13 protein-coding genes are annotated in these 14983 nt (G+C 65.8%); 6 read left to right on the plus strand and 7 right to left on the minus strand.

What is annotated here, in order from left to right; all coding sequences use genetic code 11:
- Positions 1 to 13 precede the first annotated feature (13 nt).
- From AACZ75_RS04730 to pseB, 6 genes are all read left to right on the plus strand, one after another.
- A complete protein-coding gene (locus AACZ75_RS04730) occupies positions 14 to 1225 on the plus strand; it encodes a hypothetical protein (protein ID WP_339871564.1) in 1212 nt (403 codons plus the stop codon).
- Between the two features lie 169 nt (positions 1226 to 1394).
- Complete coding sequence (locus tag AACZ75_RS04735; protein WP_339871565.1) at positions 1395 to 3662, plus strand: polysaccharide biosynthesis tyrosine autokinase; 2268 nt, start codon at positions 1395 to 1397, stop codon at positions 3660 to 3662.
- A gap of 71 nt (positions 3663 to 3733) precedes the next feature.
- Positions 3734 to 4888, plus strand: coding sequence for a hypothetical protein (locus AACZ75_RS04740; protein WP_339871566.1), 1155 nt, complete (start codon positions 3734 to 3736; stop codon positions 4886 to 4888).
- Between the two features lie 161 nt (positions 4889 to 5049).
- Complete coding sequence (locus AACZ75_RS04745; protein ID WP_339871567.1) at positions 5050 to 5277, plus strand: hypothetical protein; 228 nt, start codon at positions 5050 to 5052, stop codon at positions 5275 to 5277.
- Between the two features lie 96 nt (positions 5278 to 5373).
- Entirely contained in the window at positions 5374 to 6705 is a 1332-nt protein-coding gene (locus tag AACZ75_RS04750; RefSeq protein ID WP_339871568.1) for an O-antigen ligase family protein, read from the plus strand.
- Between the two features lie 176 nt (positions 6706 to 6881).
- Positions 6882 to 7883, plus strand: coding sequence for a UDP-N-acetylglucosamine 4,6-dehydratase (inverting) (gene pseB / locus AACZ75_RS04755; RefSeq protein ID WP_339871569.1), 1002 nt, complete (start codon positions 6882 to 6884; stop codon positions 7881 to 7883).
- Positions 7884 to 7886: 3 nt separating this feature from the next.
- Here the strand turns inward: pseB and pseI are convergent, their stop codons facing one another.
- The 7 genes from pseI to AACZ75_RS04790 form a co-directional block, all read right to left on the minus strand.
- Entirely contained in the window at positions 7887 to 8912 is a 1026-nt protein-coding gene (pseI, locus tag AACZ75_RS04760) for a pseudaminic acid synthase (protein ID WP_339871570.1), read from the minus strand.
- Positions 8909 to 9502, minus strand: coding sequence for a UDP-4-amino-4,6-dideoxy-N-acetyl-beta-L-altrosamine N-acetyltransferase (gene pseH / locus AACZ75_RS04765; protein WP_339871571.1), 594 nt, complete (start codon positions 9500 to 9502; stop codon positions 8909 to 8911). The genes pseI and pseH overlap by 4 nt, the downstream gene beginning before the upstream one ends.
- Entirely contained in the window at positions 9499 to 10485 is a 987-nt protein-coding gene (locus AACZ75_RS04770) for a hypothetical protein (protein ID WP_339871572.1), read from the minus strand. Before AACZ75_RS04770 ends, pseH begins: the two co-directional genes overlap by 4 nt.
- Positions 10482 to 11189, minus strand: coding sequence for a pseudaminic acid cytidylyltransferase (pseF, locus tag AACZ75_RS04775; RefSeq protein ID WP_339871574.1), 708 nt, complete (start codon positions 11187 to 11189; stop codon positions 10482 to 10484). Before pseF ends, AACZ75_RS04770 begins: the two co-directional genes overlap by 4 nt.
- The gene (pseC, locus tag AACZ75_RS04780; protein ID WP_339871575.1) at positions 11186 to 12331 is read right to left on the minus strand and encodes a UDP-4-amino-4,6-dideoxy-N-acetyl-beta-L-altrosamine transaminase; all 1146 of its coding nucleotides are present in this window, start codon (positions 12329 to 12331) and stop codon (positions 11186 to 11188) included. The genes pseF and pseC overlap by 4 nt, the downstream gene beginning before the upstream one ends.
- A 58-nt stretch (positions 12332 to 12389) precedes the next feature.
- Positions 12390 to 14177, minus strand: a complete 1788-nt coding sequence (locus AACZ75_RS04785; RefSeq protein ID WP_339871576.1) for a tetratricopeptide repeat protein — start codon at positions 14175 to 14177, stop codon at positions 12390 to 12392.
- A 64-nt stretch (positions 14178 to 14241) separates the two neighbouring features.
- Positions 14242 to 14853, minus strand: a complete 612-nt coding sequence (locus AACZ75_RS04790) for a hypothetical protein (protein ID WP_339871577.1) — start codon at positions 14851 to 14853, stop codon at positions 14242 to 14244.
- Positions 14854 to 14983 lie beyond the last annotated feature (130 nt).

Consider the following 14983-nt stretch of genomic DNA (forward strand, 5'->3'; position numbering starts at 1 on the left):
CCAGGGAAACATGTTGTCCAAGACCAAGTTATTCTTAGTCGGCTATTTCCTACCGGCGTGGATTTCAGCATTGATGATGTGGGGCGACGACCGAACGAGCTCCAGCTTTTCGGCGGCTCCGTATTGGTTCGTGTATTTCAAATACTCGATTCAGATTCTGGCGATTTTGTTGCTCTTTCTGCCCATCAAGGTGCGCTCACGCCCCTCCTTGCTGGGAGCCTTTCTTGCGATCGCAACGGCACTATCGCTGAAATTCTTCGAACCAATCCTTGAAGCTGAATTCATCATCGTCAACTCATCGATCCAGATTTGCGTGATCGCACTATTTCTTTGCTTCGCGCAACCCTCTGCAAGATTGGAAAAATCTGACGTTGGTTTTCTGTTTTCAATGTTTCTGGTCGGTTTTATTCTACAAATCGCACTGTTCCTTGGATTCGGGCGTGAGCCGTCGCACACCCTTACTGATGTATTCGTGCGCTTCAACGGCATCACCAACGACAGCCTTGCCACCGGACTGATTATTGGCGCGCTCGCGCCCTGGGCAGTCAAGAGCCGGTATGCTGAACTCAAGGTAATGGCGATCGTTGGAATGGCTATCCTGTCGGGCAGCCTGTTCGCTGTCGTATTTGTACCGGCGGCGATTATTGGGTATCTGATTTACAACCGCCTCTACAGGTTCGCGGCGTTCATTCTCGCCGGTATCGCCGCTATCGTCATAACATTTTATGACTTATTCATAGAAATTGCCCAAATTAAGGTGCAGTCAATTATTGTGCACTTACGGTACTTTCTTAATCTTGGCGGGCTTGATTATAAACAGTCCACAAAAGGGTGCTCCGAGGAGTTCTGCGAGTCATTTGTTGAACTTGGGTTGCACCTGAGTCCTGTGTATTTACTGCTGTTCTACGGACTGCTCCTTTACTTCCTCATTCAGTTTGTGATGCGTTTCCGGCCGACGGCCGGGCAACAGGTCCCGTACGACACGCTAAGAGTGTTTGGTGCAGCAATCCTCGTTGCGTCACTGGTACATCCAGTCCCGCTTATTCCCTTTGCCATTCCGATATTCTTTGTCTTTTCCAGCCTGTACCGTGCGGGTGCTGCCGGATCCGCGCGTGTGGGCCCCGGCAGGGCAAGGCCTGGAGGCCGAAGAGCGCTGTCGACGAGGCGGCCGCCGCCTCGGATGCGGCCCCTTGGGGTCGGTCCGGGGAGCACCCGGTGGCGGTAAGCTTCTCGCCGTTAAAGACCTGACGCGACCACGCTGAGCGGTGCCAAGCCCATCAAGGTTGACGAATTTCCTTCCGGCCCGTATCGCCTCGCAGCTGGCTTTGACATAGTGAACGCCGAACCACGTTGACTCGACGGCGGCACCGCGAACCTGTGAAATCGGATTTTGAATGATGCTGGGTGACGGCAAGGGTTACGACGAGCCCGCAAAACGCTTTGCGCGACCAAATGACGGTGCGTTCGGCCCATGGGGACCCAATACCGAAGGTGGGGACGCCGGGGGATGGGACGCGGGCGACGAGCGGAGCAACAGCTTCAATCTCGCGGAATACTGGCGCCTGGCGCTGAAGCACCGCTTCCTCATATTGGCGGTGTTCGTTTCCGCTGTGGTCATCGGGGTGGTGATCACGCTCCTGACGACGCCGATCTATACCGCGTCCGCGACCGTCCAGATCGACCGGGAGGCAGCGCGGGTGCTCAATGTCGACGACGCATCACCGCGCGAGTCGATGATCCAGGGCGAGGAGTTCTTCCAGACACAGTACGGCCTGCTGCGCAGCCGGTCTCTGGCGGAGCGCGTCATCGAAGCACGGGGTCTGGATACCTCTGACGCATTTCTCGACACGATGGGCGTCGCCCTGCCGGACGCCGAGCCCGGCGGCGCGGCCGAACGCGCCGCCAAGCGTCGGGAACTGGTACTGCAGACCGTTCAGGACAATCTCGGCGTCACCCCTGTGAGGGGGTCGCGTCTGGTCACGGTCAGCTTCAACAGTCCCAGCCCGCAGCTGGCCGCTGAAGTCGCCAACGCCTTTGTCGAAAATTTCATCCAGTCCAACCTGGACCGCAAATTCGACTCCTCCTCCTATGCTCGCCAATTTCTTGAGGACCTGATCACCCAGACCAAGGCCAAGCTGGAGGATTCTGAACGCCAACTGGTGGCCTATGCGACCCGGCAGCAGATCATCAACGTCAATGACGGCGATAACAATCTCAGCGCCAGCCAGTCGCTGGCCTCGAATAATCTGGTCGCCCTGAACGGGGCCCTGGCCCAGGCCCGCGCCGGGCGGGTCGGTGCTGAGGAAAAATGGCGTCAGGCCAGCGCCGCGCCAGTCATGAGCCTGCCCGATGTGTACCAGAATCCGGCCATTCAGCGAATGATGGAAAGCCGCGCCACGCTTGAAGCCCAGTATCAGCAGAACCTGACACGCTACCGCCCCGAGTTCCCCGAAATGCTTCAGCTAAAGGCGCAGATCGACGAACTGGACCGGCAGATCAGCACCATGGCGGGGGGGATCCGCGACTCCATCCGTAGTCAATATGTCGTCGCCGCCAATCAGGAGCGTTCGCTGCAAACCCAGGTAAACGGCCTGAAAGCCGATGTCCTCGACCTGCGGGACCGCACCATCCAGTACAACATCCTGCAGCGTGAAGTGGACACCAGCCGTACCCTGTATGACGGTCTCCTCCAGCGCTACAAGGAAGTTGGCGTCACCGGCGGCGTCACCACCAATAACATTTCGATCGTGGACCGCGCTGATGCGCCGACGATACCTTCGAGCCCAAGGCTGCTGCTCAACCTGGCGATCTCCATGCTGATGGGTCTGGGCTTCGGCGTGCTGGCGGCCTTCGTGCTTGAAGTTCTGGACGAGTCCCTGGCCACGCCGGACGATGTTGAGGCCAAGCTGGGCGTGCCGGTCCTCGGTGCCATTCCGCTGCTCGCCAAGGGCGAACTGCCGGCAACGGCAATCGCCAATCTTCGCTCGGCATTTTCAGAGGCCTATTATTCCCTGCGCTCCGCCCTGCAGTTTTCAACGCCTGACGGGGCACCGGGGAGCATGCTGGTCACCAGTTCACGCCCGGCTGAAGGCAAGTCCACCACCTCATACGCACTGGCACAAAATTTCGCCCGAAGCGGCAAGCGCGTGCTCCTGGTCGACGGCGATCTGCGTAATCCGTCGATGCACCGTCTGGTTGGCGTCGACAACGAACGTGGCATGAGTAATCTGCTGTCCGGCTCCGCCGATCTGGATGCCGTGGTTCACAAGACCGGTGTCGACAACCTATCGTTCGTTTCCTGCGGCCCGCTTCCACCCAACCCCGCCGAACTCTGGGGCGGCGATCGGATTCGCACATTTCTGAACGAAGCCCTGGAACGCTTCGATCACGTCATCATCGACGGGCCTCCGATCCTGGGCTTCGCCGACGCGCCGATTCTCGCCGCGACGGTGGGCGGAACCCTGTTCGTTCTCGAATCCAAAGGGACACGGCGTGGCCAGGCCCGGGGCGCTATGCGCCGACTGAATATGGGGTCGGCCAGACTGCTGGGCGTCGTTCTCACGAAGTTTGATGCCCGCACAACCTCCTATGGCGGCTACGACTATTCCTACGATTATAACTACGGCGCACCGGCCACCGGATCCAAGAGTCGCAAGCGTTGAGCGGAAGGCGGCCAACACGGGAGGATGGCCGGCGGGGGATCGCGGAGGCCGGGGCTTTCGTCCTTGTCGCCGTGACGGTCTGGCTCGGCTGGCAGGTGGTGCGCGAAATGGCGGTCGCACGGCTGCCGGTCGCGCAGGCGATCCAGCTATCGCCGAATTCGCCGACCGTGCTCAGTCGGGCCGCGGAAGCCGAGTTCGCGGCGGACCGGTTGGACAATGCGGAATATCTGGCCGGCCAGTCACTCGGCCGGGCCCCGTTCAACGTCCAGGCCCTGCGCGTGCTGGGACTGACGGCGGCGGAAAACGGTCAGAAGCCGCGCGCCGACGACATGCTGACCCTGGCCGGCAACTGGAGCCTGCGGGATGATCCCTCCCACGGCTGGTTGATCGACTACCGGCTGTCCCGCGGGGATTACCACTCCGCCTTCGCCCATGCGGATACCCTGGTGCGGCGGCGCGACGATCTGAAGCCGCAACTGTTCAGGCTGTTTTCGGTCGCTGCGTCCACCGACGCGCGGGCCATGCCCGTGCTGGTGACGCTCCTGGCGACCGCCCCTCCCTGGCGCACGGACTATTTGAATGGTCTGTATCAGACAGACGCCGGACTAGGGCTTGCGGCCAATCTGGCCATCGCCCTTGAGGCGACGTCAACGCCGTTCTCGAAACCGGAACTCGCCGTCCTCTATCACCAGTTGCTGGCCGGCAACCGACTCGCGGCCATGGCCGTTGTGCGCGAGCGCCTTGGCCGCGGAGAAGCCGGGGTCCTGGTCAATGGCGACTTCTCCGCCCCCACAGAAGCGGTTCCGTTTGAGTGGCAGTTGTTCAATGCCGGCGGCGCCGTCGCCGAAATCCTCCCGGACGATGTGCGCGGCGACAGCGCCTTGCGCGCTCAGTTCGGCAGCTACGCGTCGGCACCGCTCGCGCAACAGCTGATCCAGCTGGCGGCCGGGACCTACCGGTTTTCCGGCCAGATGCGGGCGGAAACCGGAGACCCCGGCTCGCGCCTGGCTTGGGGAGTCTATTGTTTCGAGTCCGGGGCCAGGCTCGGCGAATCGCGCACGGTCACCGCCCCCGGCGATACCGGCTGGAAGACCTTCACCTTTACCATAGAGGTGCCCACCCAAGGTTGTACCGCGCAATGGATTCGGCTGGTTCCCAAGCCCGGCGAGCGTCGCATCAAGGTTGTGGGCTGGTACGATCGCTTCGCAATCGTACGCCAAGGCTAGTTTCAAGCCTTTCGCGGCCGATCAGTGACACCCACACCGGAAACACGCCTGCATTGTGAATGCGAGGTTTTTTCCCTTGCACCGGCAACTTCTTGGCTCTAGTTATGTTTTCGATATACAACGCAGGCCTCGACCTGCATTTCTTCTGAAGGGGTTCAACTATGCGCAAGACCGCCACCGCCGCCGCTGTCGGCCTTCTGCTCATCGCCGGCCAGGCTGCCGCCGCTGGATCCACCTCGGCAACCGCCCGCGTGGGTGACCGGGTCGGTGCCCGCGCCGACGTCAGCAGCGAATTTGCCGGCATTCCGCTTCCCGTTATCCTGATCGGTGGCGCCGTCCTGATCGGCGTGATCGCAGTCGCTTCGAGCGACGACTCGGAAAGCAACTAACTCATTCCCAGCTTCCCGGCGCAGTCCTGACGTCGCCCCGGGGGGTTTGTGAACTTTAGTTTTCGAAAAGGCCAGTGGAACGCCCTCGCGATTGCGATGGTCGTCCTGCTGGTCTTTTCTTTTGCGTTCGGCGGGGCCAGCCGGATGCATGGCCTGCGCCTGGCCATGGTCGAGCTGGCAGCCCTGCCCCTGCTGGCCATCGTCGGCCTGCACCTCCAGACATGGGGGAATTGGCGCGAGCACAGGCTGACCCTCGGCCTGCTGGCCGGTCTGGTCGCCCTGCCGTTGATCCAGCTGGTCCCCCTGCCGCCCGCGATCTGGACCGCCCTGCCCGGGCGCGACCAACTCGAGCTGGCCCTGAACCTTGCCGGACTGCAGCCCGGCTGGTCATCCCTCTCTGTAACTCCCGACCGGACCTGGCAGCATTTCCTTGCCCTGATCCCGCCCGTGGCCATGTTCCTGGCAGCCCTGATAGCCTCCTATGAGGTGAGGCGTCAGCTGCTCTACCTCGCCCTGGGAGCGACGGTGATCTCCATCCTGCTCGGCATGTTGCAGATTGCGGGAGGGCATTTCTATCTTTGGCCGGCCACACGCGGCGGCGGCATGGACGGGTTCTTCGCCAACCGCAACCATCACGCCACCCTGCTGCTGGTCGCCACGCCGTTCGCGGCCGTGCTGGCCGGTGCCGCCCTGCGCCGCAGCTCCAGCCGGGGTCAGACCACCCTGTGGCTGGGCAGCCTGTTTATCGGGCTCGTCATTGTGGCCATCGCCGTCGTGCGGTCGCGCGCCGGCGTCATCCTGATCGGTCCGACCCTGGTACTGAGCCTGCTCGCCGCCTGGATTGCCTCCGGCCGGCGGCGCCCGGGCCCTGCCTTCTTCGGCCTGGCCGCCATTGTGGCGCTGGCCATCGCAGCGGTCGGGGTCTTTGCCCTCGCTCCTATCCTGGATCGGTTCGACCCTGATTCACCGGCCGAAGGCCGATTCGAAAACTGGCCCTATGTCGCCGAAGCGGCCCAGACCTACCTGCCGGTCGGATCGGGGCTCGGCTCCTTTGACCCTGTGTACCGGTCGATTGAGCCCCTCGACCGACTGGATCCCACCTACTTCAACCAGGCGCACAACGACTATCTCGAGATCTGGCTGGAAACCGGCTGGATCGGGATGGCGCTGGTGCTGGTGTTCCTGGCCTGGTGGGGCCGGCGCAGCTGGGCCTGCTGGCGGGCACCACCGTCGCGGGAATCCGACCTGCAGCGGGCGGCCAGCATCGCCATCCTGATGGTCCTGCTGCATTCGGCCGTCGACTACCCCCTCCGCACGGAGGCGATTGCAGTCCTGTTCGCGCTGTTCGCCGCCATCCTGGAAGGGGCCGCTCATCCGACCGCACCCCGGATCCGTCAGCGAACCCGGCGGCCCCGCGAACAGGCCTGAGCGGACGGCTCGATACGCCAGAGCACCCGTAGGGAACCGTTCTGCCTGCCGTGTCGCGATTCCTCCCCAGCGCCAGGGCTGTCGTCGGGCAATCTTCCCGCCGATTATCCGTTCGGAGGCCGATATTTGAGCCATACTCGCCAGATGAGTCCCGTCGGTTCCGAGGCGTTTCCTGCATGTTTGATGACAAGTCCATCCTGATCACCGGTGGATCCGGGTCGTTCGGCAAGATGTACATCCGGACGATTCTCGCCCGGTGCAAGCCGCGCCGCCTGATCGTCTATTCGCGCGACGAACTGAAACAGTTCGAGATGCAGCACGAGTTCACTGACCCGTGCATGCGCTTCTTCCTCGGCGACGTGCGCGACCGCGAACGGTTGATCCAGGCGACCCGGGGCGTCGACTTCATCATCCACGCCGCCGCCATGAAGCAGGTGCCGGCGTCGGAGTACAATCCGACCGAATGCATCCGCACCAACATCAGCGGGGCCGAGAATGTCATCGCCGCGGCCCTGGCCAATGACGTGGACCGGGTCATCGCCCTGTCGACCGACAAGGCGGCAAATCCGATCAATCTGTACGGCGCGACGAAGCTGGTGTCGGACAAGCTGTTCGTCGCTGCCAACAACATGGCCGGCAGCCACAAGACCCGGTTCGCCGTGGTGCGATACGGCAATGTCGTGGGCTCACGCGGGTCGGTGCTGCCCTTCTTCCAGAAGCTGATGGCCGAAGGGGCCGAGTCCCTGCCGATCACCGATCCGCGCATGACCCGGTTCTGGATCTCGCTGGACCAGGGAGTCAATTTCGTCCTGACCAATTTCCAGCGCATGCAGGGCGGCGAGATCTTCATCCCCAAGATCCCATCGGTGCGGATCATGGACCTGGCCGAGGCCCTGGCCCCCGGCATGGCCACCCATGTGGTCGGCGTCCGCCCTGGCGAGAAACTGCACGAGATCATGTGCCCGGCCGACGATTCGCACCTGACCTATGATTTCGCCGACCACTATGTGATCGCCCCGACGATCCGTTTCCATAACGTCGACAGCGACTTCGCCCACAATGCCATGGGTGAGGCCGGAGAGCGGGTCGAGCCGGGCTTCGAATACAATTCAGGCTCCAACCCCCATTTCCTGACGGTCGAGGAAACCCGGGATTTCAACCGGTTCGCCGAAGCCTGAGCCCTACTCCACCAGGCCCCAGCGCATCGGCGTGCCCCGGGCGGCGTCGCGGGTGACCGTGCGGCCCAGCAGCTCGGCATGGTGACGCGGGTGCAGGCCGTCACCGGGACGCACCGAGCGCAGGTTCTGCTCGGTCAGGACGTCACCGGCCTTCACGTCCTCGGCGATGAACAGGGACCGGCCGAAGCGGCGGTTGATCGCGGCCTGACCGGTCGGGCCGAACTGCATCGTCCCGAGCGCCGATTCGGCTACCCGCAGATTGTGCACCAGGGTCGCGAACGCGTCCGGGGTCAGGGAAAAGCTGGCGTCGGGGCCGCCGATGGCGCGGTCGAGGATGAAATGCTTTTCGACCACCCGCGCGCCCAGGGCCACGGCGGCGATCGCCACCACGTCGCCGGTTGTGTGATCCGACAGGCCGACCCGGACGCCGAAAGTTTCGGCCAGCTTCGGCAGGGTGACCAGATTGGCGTCCGCCGGATCGGCCGGATAGGCCGAGGTGCAGGTCAGCAGGGTGATGTCGTCATTGCCGGCGCGGCGACAGGCGGAAACGGCCTCCTCGATCTCGGCCAGGCCGGCGATGCCGGTCGAGATGATCATCGGCCGGCCCTTCGCCGCGGCATATTCGATCAGCGGAATGTCGACGATCTCGAACGAGGCGATCTTGTAGAGCGGCACGTCCATGGCCGCGAGGAAGTCGACGGCGGTGACGTCGAACGGCGAGGAGAAGAAGACCAGGCCGTTGCGTTCGGCCTCGGCCTGGATCGGCGCATGCCATTCCCACGGCAGGGCGGCCTCGCGATACAGGGCGTGCAGGGTGGTGCCGTCCCACAGGGTGCCGTCATTGATCCGGAAACAGTCGCCGTCGCAGTCGAGGGTGATGGTGTCGGCGGTATAGGTCTGGACCTTGATCGCATCCGCCCCGGCCGCCGCCGCCGCCCGCACGGTCTCGAGACAGGTGTCCAGCGCGCCGCCGTGGTTGGCCGACAGTTCGGCAACGATGAAGACGCGGTCGGGAAAGGCGAAACTCATGCGGGCGGGCCTTCGAATACGGTGCGCATCAGGGCCGGACGGTCCGCGTCCCAGCCGTCGGCGAACCGGGCCAGCAGGACGACGTCGTGCAATTGATCGTCCTTGCGGGCGTGACGCACAAGCCGCCCCTCCTCGACGAAGCCGAAGCGTTTGTGCAGGCGGACCACCGCCGCGTTGAAGGCCAGGACCTCACAGCACAGCTTGCCGATGCCGAGCTCGCCGAACACCTGGTCCAGGGCCAGCAGTTCCATGGCCGCCCCCGAGCCTCGCGGGGCGTCGGCCTCGCCCAGGTAGAAGGCCCAGCTGCAGCGGTCGTTGTGGCGGTCGATGCCGGTGAAGGAGACAAAGCCCAGAGGTCGCCCCTGGTGCTCATAGATCCGGTAGGCGGCCGCGGGATTCGACAGGGCACCGGCGAACCAGCGGGCGTGTTCGTCCGCACCGATCACATGGTCACTGTACATGTTGGCGCGTACCCGGTCCTGGTTGCGCCAGGCCAGGGTCCGGGCCGCGTCCTCCGGCGCAAGGGGCCGCAGGCGACAGTCCTCGAAGCGCAGACCCGAGGAGCGCGGTGTGGGTGGCGTGTCCGTCATGATGCGGCCTTCCTGGTCGGGACCTGCAGGCGGTCGAACAGCCGCCGGACCCCCTGCCCGTCCACGGTCGCCTGGGCCCGATCCGAGATTACGGCCCGAACCCGCGGATCACGCAAGCTGTCCAGCCCCGCCTGTATCCGCGCCGACCGGTCGGCGGCATCCGAACGGCCCGCGTCGACAAAGCCACACAGATCGGGCCAGTGGTCGAGATTGGGCTGCTGGTTGCCGGCGACGCCCAGCAGGACGGTCGGCACCCCGCAGCGGGCCAGTTCAAAGGTGGTGGACCCGGCGGCGCTGACGGCGAGGTCGGCCTCAAGCATCAGCGCGGCCATGGCCTGATCCGACAGCCGACGATGCGCGGTGACGCCCGGTGCCGGCGGGGCGCTCCCGTCGCCGGTGACCCAGTCGATGTGGGCACCGGGAAAGGCGTGCGCGACCTGACGGATGATCGCCGCGCCAAGATCGTGGACGTCGCTGCCCCCCAGGGTCACGAGGATACGTTCGACGACCGGCCGCACCGGCCCGCGCAGGGCGACGCTCCAGAAGGCGGGCCGCAGCGGCTGCCACAGCGGCCCGGTCAGCCATTCCGCCCCGTCCGGTCGCAGCGGGGCCGGGTCCAGCGCGGGATGCACCACGAGGCCACGCGAATAGCGCAGGCGTTGCAGGTCGTCGATAAAGACCGGCGTCGCGGCCTGGTCGGCGATGGCAGCGACCACGGCCGCGCTGACCCGGTAGGAATCGACGATGGCCACGGCCGGATTCAGGTCCGGCAGGGCCGCGGACTCATCCTGCCACGGGCCGATGCGGACCTCGCCACAGTCGGCGATCATGGAGGTCGCCAGATCATCGCCATCCAGCATCCACAAAACCCGGCCGCCCTGCGCCTGTCGGTAGCGGGCATAGGCACTGCAGCGGCTGACGTGACCGAGCCCGCGCGCCCGGCCGCCCTCGGTATAGATGACGAGCAGGCCCGGGCGGGTCATGCGCGCGGATCCGGCCCACGTGCCCGCAGCGCGAATTTCAGCTCGGCCAGGTGCCAGTCGGTTGGGGTATCGATGTCCTGGGCCGCGGTCTCCGCGATCTCGAAGCTCCCGGCCCGGCCCGAGAAGGTCGGTGTCTTCGCCAGACAGGCGGCGGCGCTCATCCAGTAGAATTGACCGGCGTCGTGGAAGGCCGGCTCCAGGTCCTGGGAGCGGCTGGCATAGTGTTCGGGAGCGAGCATGGCGGTATGGCCGGCGGCGTCGCGACGCAGGGCGCGCTGGATCGGCGAGCCGAACCGCACCACCGGGAAGACGCTGTCGAAATCCCCCGACCGGAACAGTTGATGCCCGCGCTGCAACCCGTCAGGCGTGACCAGGGCCGCGGTCGCCAGCAGGCAGCAGACCGCGTCGAAGGTCTGGCCCCGGTCCTGATAGGCGGCGACGACCTCGGCCAGAACGTCCAGCAGGGTGCTGTGGTCGTCGGCGGTGGCCGGGCTGCGCAGGAAGGGCACTTCGGCCCCGGCCGCGCGGGCGGCGTCGGCGATCGCCGTGTCCTCGGTCGAGACCATGACGGTGTCGAACAGGCCGCTGTCGCGGGCCGCCGCGACCGGCCAGGCCAGCATCGGTCGACCGGCGAACGGGCGTATGTTCTTGCGGGGGATGCGCTTGCTGCCGCCCCGGGCCGGGATGACCGCCAGCAGGCTCACACCAGACCCCGGACCGCGGTGATCACCTGTTCGACGTCGGCGTCGGTCATGGCCGGGAACAGGGGCAGGCTGAGGCAGCGCTCGTAATAGCGTTCGGCCGCGGGCTGTTGCCCCGCCGCCGTGCCAAAGGTCTCGCGATACCAGGGCTGGAGATGGACGGGGATGTAATGCACCTGGGACCCCACGCCCTGATCCAGCAGGGCGGCCATCACCTGCGGCCGGGTCCTCCCGATCGCGTCGAAATCGATCTGGACCACGAACAGATGCTGGCAGACGGTCTGACCCGGGGTTTCGGGCGGACGCACCAGCCAGTTCAGGCCGGCGAAGGCCTGACGGTAGCGGGCGACGATCGCCTGGCGTCGCGCCATGAACCGTTCCAGCTTGCGCAGCTGGCTCGACCCCAATGCCCCCTGCATCTCGGTCATCCGGTAGTTGAAACCGAGCATCTGCTGTTCGTACCACCAGCTACCGGGATTGTCGGTCAGCAGGCCGGGTTCGCGGGTCACACCATGGGAGCGGACGATCTGAAGCCGCTGGTACAGGGCCTCGTCATTGGTGACGATCGCCCCCCCCTCACCCGCGGTGATGGTCTTGACCGGGTGGAAGGAGAAGATGGTCGCATCGGAATGGCGGCAGTTGCCGACCCGACCCCCGCCGACATATTCGGAACCGATGGCATGGGAGGCATCCTCGACGATCCGGATGTCGCGATCCGCGGCCATGGCCGCAAAGGCCGGCATGTCGGCAGGCAGGCCGGCGAAATGGACCGGGGCGATCAGCCGGGTCTGCGGGGTCAGGGCCGCCCGGGTCGCCGTCGGCGACAGGTTCAGCGTCGCGGGATCGATGTCGGCGAACACCGGCGTCAGGCCGACATAGGCCATGGCATTCGCCGTCGCCACGAAGGTGTTGGGTGTGGTCACGCCCTCGCCCGGCCCCATGTCCATGGCCGCCATACAGATGTGCAGCGCCGCCGTGCCGTTGCACACGACCGCGCAGTATTTGGCTCCGACATAGGCCGCCAGATCGGCCTCGAAGGCCTGGGTCGCGGGCCCCTGGGTGAGGAAGGCAGACCGGAGAACGGCGACCACCGCCGCCTCATCGTCCGCGTCGATGTGATGCCGGCCATAGGGAATGAACGTCATTCAATGCGCCTCCGGCGCGGGACCGCGGACGGGACAGGCGGCAGTTTGTGCGGGGACATCAGGCCGCATGACGCTGCGCGACCTCGGCCGACAGGGCGGCGGCGATGCGATCCATGACCGCGCCCCATTCACCGGTCTCGGCGGTGCGGAACACCTCGACCGTCGGGTAGCAGAGGTAGCCGTTCGGACCGAAGCCGGACCAGGCTTCGGCGGTCGAGGTCATCCAGACCGCCGCTCCGCAGGCGGCCGCGATATTGGTCGTCGCGGTCGCCGGGCCGATCACCACGTCGAGCGCCGCGCACAGGGCCCCCAGATCATCGAGATCGTCCTTCAGGTCGATGCCGGGCGGGGTCCAGAGCTCCAGGCCGGCCGCCCGGGCCGCCGCGAGCTCGGCGCTGGCGTCGCCGTACTGCAGATTGACGAAGCGCACGCCCGGCACGCTCAGCACCGGCCGCCACATCTCGAACGGCGAATAGACCCGGACGCGCGCCCCCTTCATGATCAGGCTCTTCCAGACCACGCCGACATTCAGGCCCGGACCGGCCGCAGCCAGGACCGCGCGCCAGTGGGCGACCCGGTCCGGGTCGGGCGTCAGGAACCCGCGCGTGGCCGGGAAGGCTTCGGCCCGGGTGCGGAACTGACGGAACAGGCTGGCCATCGGGGTCCACAGGTCGATGTCCGGCACCGGGTCCGGCAGGTCGGCGGCACGATACAGCCGGCCCAGATGACGGACGCTGCGGTGCCGCACGACCCGGGCCTGCGGATAGCTGCGCCGGAACAGGGGCACCAGCCGGTGCTCGACGGCCAGGATCAGGGTGCCGTCCGGCCCGAGCGCCTCGAGCGTGTCGCCCAGCACATTGGCGAACAGGATCTCGTCGCCCAGGCCCTGCTCGCCATAGACCAGCAGCGTCCGCCCCTTGAGGTCGTCTCCGGGGGTCCAGCGTTCGCCGCCCGGCGCGAAGGTGACCGCGTCGGCCAGCGCCGGGTCGAGGCGGGCCTCATAGGTCTCGAAGGCCCGGTCCAGATCGCCGACCGCCATCTGGGTCAGGGCCTTGGCCATCTTCATCGTGGCGACTTCGGTCGGGGCGGTGACCCCGGTCAGGGCCTCGTCAATGTCGGCGATCGCCAGCCGGGGCTCGCCCAGGCTCATGCGGACATTGGCCCGGTTGTAGCGCGCCTTGTAGAAGTCGGGGGCCAGGCGCAACGCCTCGTCGTAGAAGGGCAGCGACTGGGCCGCGTCGCCGCGCTCGCTCAGCACCGTGCCGAGGGAGTTCCACAGGATCGGTTCGGCCGGAGCGGCCCCCAGGGCGTCGCGCAACAGGTCGATGGCCTCGTCATAGCGGTTCTGGTCGCGCAGGGCGCAGGCCAGGTTGTTGACCGCCTCGACGTTTCCGGGATGGCGCGCCAGATAGCGGCTCAGCAGTTTCTCCGCGATTTCCAGATAGCCGAGGCGATGCGCCAGCCGGCCTAGATCGAACGCGACCGTGGTTTCGTCCGCCAGCAGACTCACCGCCGCCTCATAGGCGGAAAACGCCTGGATCAGATCGCCGGCCTTTTCCTGGGCAATCGCCAGGATATGCCAGGCCAGACCGCTGCGCTCGTCCAGCTTCAGCGCCTTCAGCGCGAGCTGCGAGGCCTCACCGTAGCGCTCTGCCGCGATCGCCTTCAGCGAGGCCTGAAGCAGCAGGACGGCGCGGGACGAGGGTTCTGCCTTGCCGGCCTTCCTGCCCGCGGCGCGACGCGTGGACCGCGAGGCCCGCGACAGCCGGGACAGGGCCTCCGGGGAAGCGGCGTCACCGACCAGGCTGTCCAGGGTGGGCCGTTTCGGGTCCGCCGCCGGTATCATTGGCGGGACGCTCATGCCCAGACCCTTCCGCGTGTCACTGTTGGCCACGTTCGCCACAGTATCATTAACGCCCCCTTTCCGTGCCGGGTGCGGCCGCGCGTGAGATTGCGGGCGAGGCGGTCACACCGGTCCCGGCCAGGGCGACGGCCGCCGCCGGGTTGAGCGCGGCCGTCCCGGTCAGGAAGCCGTTGGGGCTGAGGGTGTTCTCGGCCGCCGTCAGCAGGCCGACCGTCCGGGCGATATCAGCGACGAAATTGATGCAGTTGCGACGCCGCAGGCTGTAGGTCGAGCCCTCCGGACTGCTCCAGTGGGCGATGCGCGCCATCACCGCCTCGAACACCGCGTCGCTGATCTCCAGCGACAGATAGGGGCGTCCCTCGGACAGATAGAGGGCATCCGGCCGTTCGACGACACCGGGCCCGGAAAACAACAGCAACTGCGGTCCCGGAAATTTCGCCGTGAATCCGACCGCCTCATCGACAACCTCGCCGGTCGCCTCGACGGTCCCGGTCAGGGTCACATAGGCATGCGGGAACAGCAGCCAGCCACCGCGAATCTGGTTGCCGCTGTGGGCGTAGAAGGTGGCCTTGACCGCCGCTGCCGCCGGAGCGCCCCCCAGGACCACGGACAGACACACCGCCAGCAGGATCCCCAAGCGTCGCATCGCCCTGGCCATGGTCTTCGTGCCTCCTTCACCCCCGCGCAGGCTAACAGCCTATCGCGACAACGGCAGCCTCACTGACGGAATTGTCAGGGTGCCCATCCCCGTTTGCGATATGGCGTCTTGCGCCGTGCGGGGCTATCGA

This window comes from uncultured Brevundimonas sp., assembly GCF_963975535.1.
Lineage (GTDB): Bacteria > Pseudomonadota > Alphaproteobacteria > Caulobacterales > Caulobacteraceae > Brevundimonas.

Excerpts from the sequence above, each read along its gene's own strand:
- AACZ75_RS04785 (WP_339871576.1), bottom strand. The coding sequence starts at position 14,177 with ATGATACCGGCGGCGGACCCGAAACGGCCCACCCTGGACAGCCTGGTC.
- pseC (WP_339871575.1), bottom strand. The coding sequence starts at position 12,331 with ATGACGTTCATTCCCTATGGCCGGCATCACATCGACGCGGACGATGAG.
- AACZ75_RS04790 (WP_339871577.1), bottom strand. The coding sequence starts at position 14,853 with ATGGCCAGGGCGATGCGACGCTTGGGGATCCTGCTGGCGGTGTGTCTG.
- pseI (WP_339871570.1), bottom strand. The coding sequence starts at position 8,912 with ATGAGTTTCGCCTTTCCCGACCGCGTCTTCATCGTTGCCGAACTGTCG.
- AACZ75_RS04750 (WP_339871568.1), top strand. The coding sequence starts at position 5,374 with ATGGTCGTCCTGCTGGTCTTTTCTTTTGCGTTCGGCGGGGCCAGCCGG.
- pseB (WP_339871569.1), top strand. The coding sequence starts at position 6,882 with ATGTTTGATGACAAGTCCATCCTGATCACCGGTGGATCCGGGTCGTTC.
- pseH (WP_339871571.1), bottom strand. The coding sequence starts at position 9,502 with ATGACGGACACGCCACCCACACCGCGCTCCTCGGGTCTGCGCTTCGAG.
- AACZ75_RS04745 (WP_339871567.1), top strand. The coding sequence starts at position 5,050 with ATGCGCAAGACCGCCACCGCCGCCGCTGTCGGCCTTCTGCTCATCGCC.
- AACZ75_RS04735 (WP_339871565.1), top strand. The coding sequence starts at position 1,395 with ATGATGCTGGGTGACGGCAAGGGTTACGACGAGCCCGCAAAACGCTTT.
- AACZ75_RS04770 (WP_339871572.1), bottom strand. The coding sequence starts at position 10,485 with ATGACCCGCCCGGGCCTGCTCGTCATCTATACCGAGGGCGGCCGGGCG.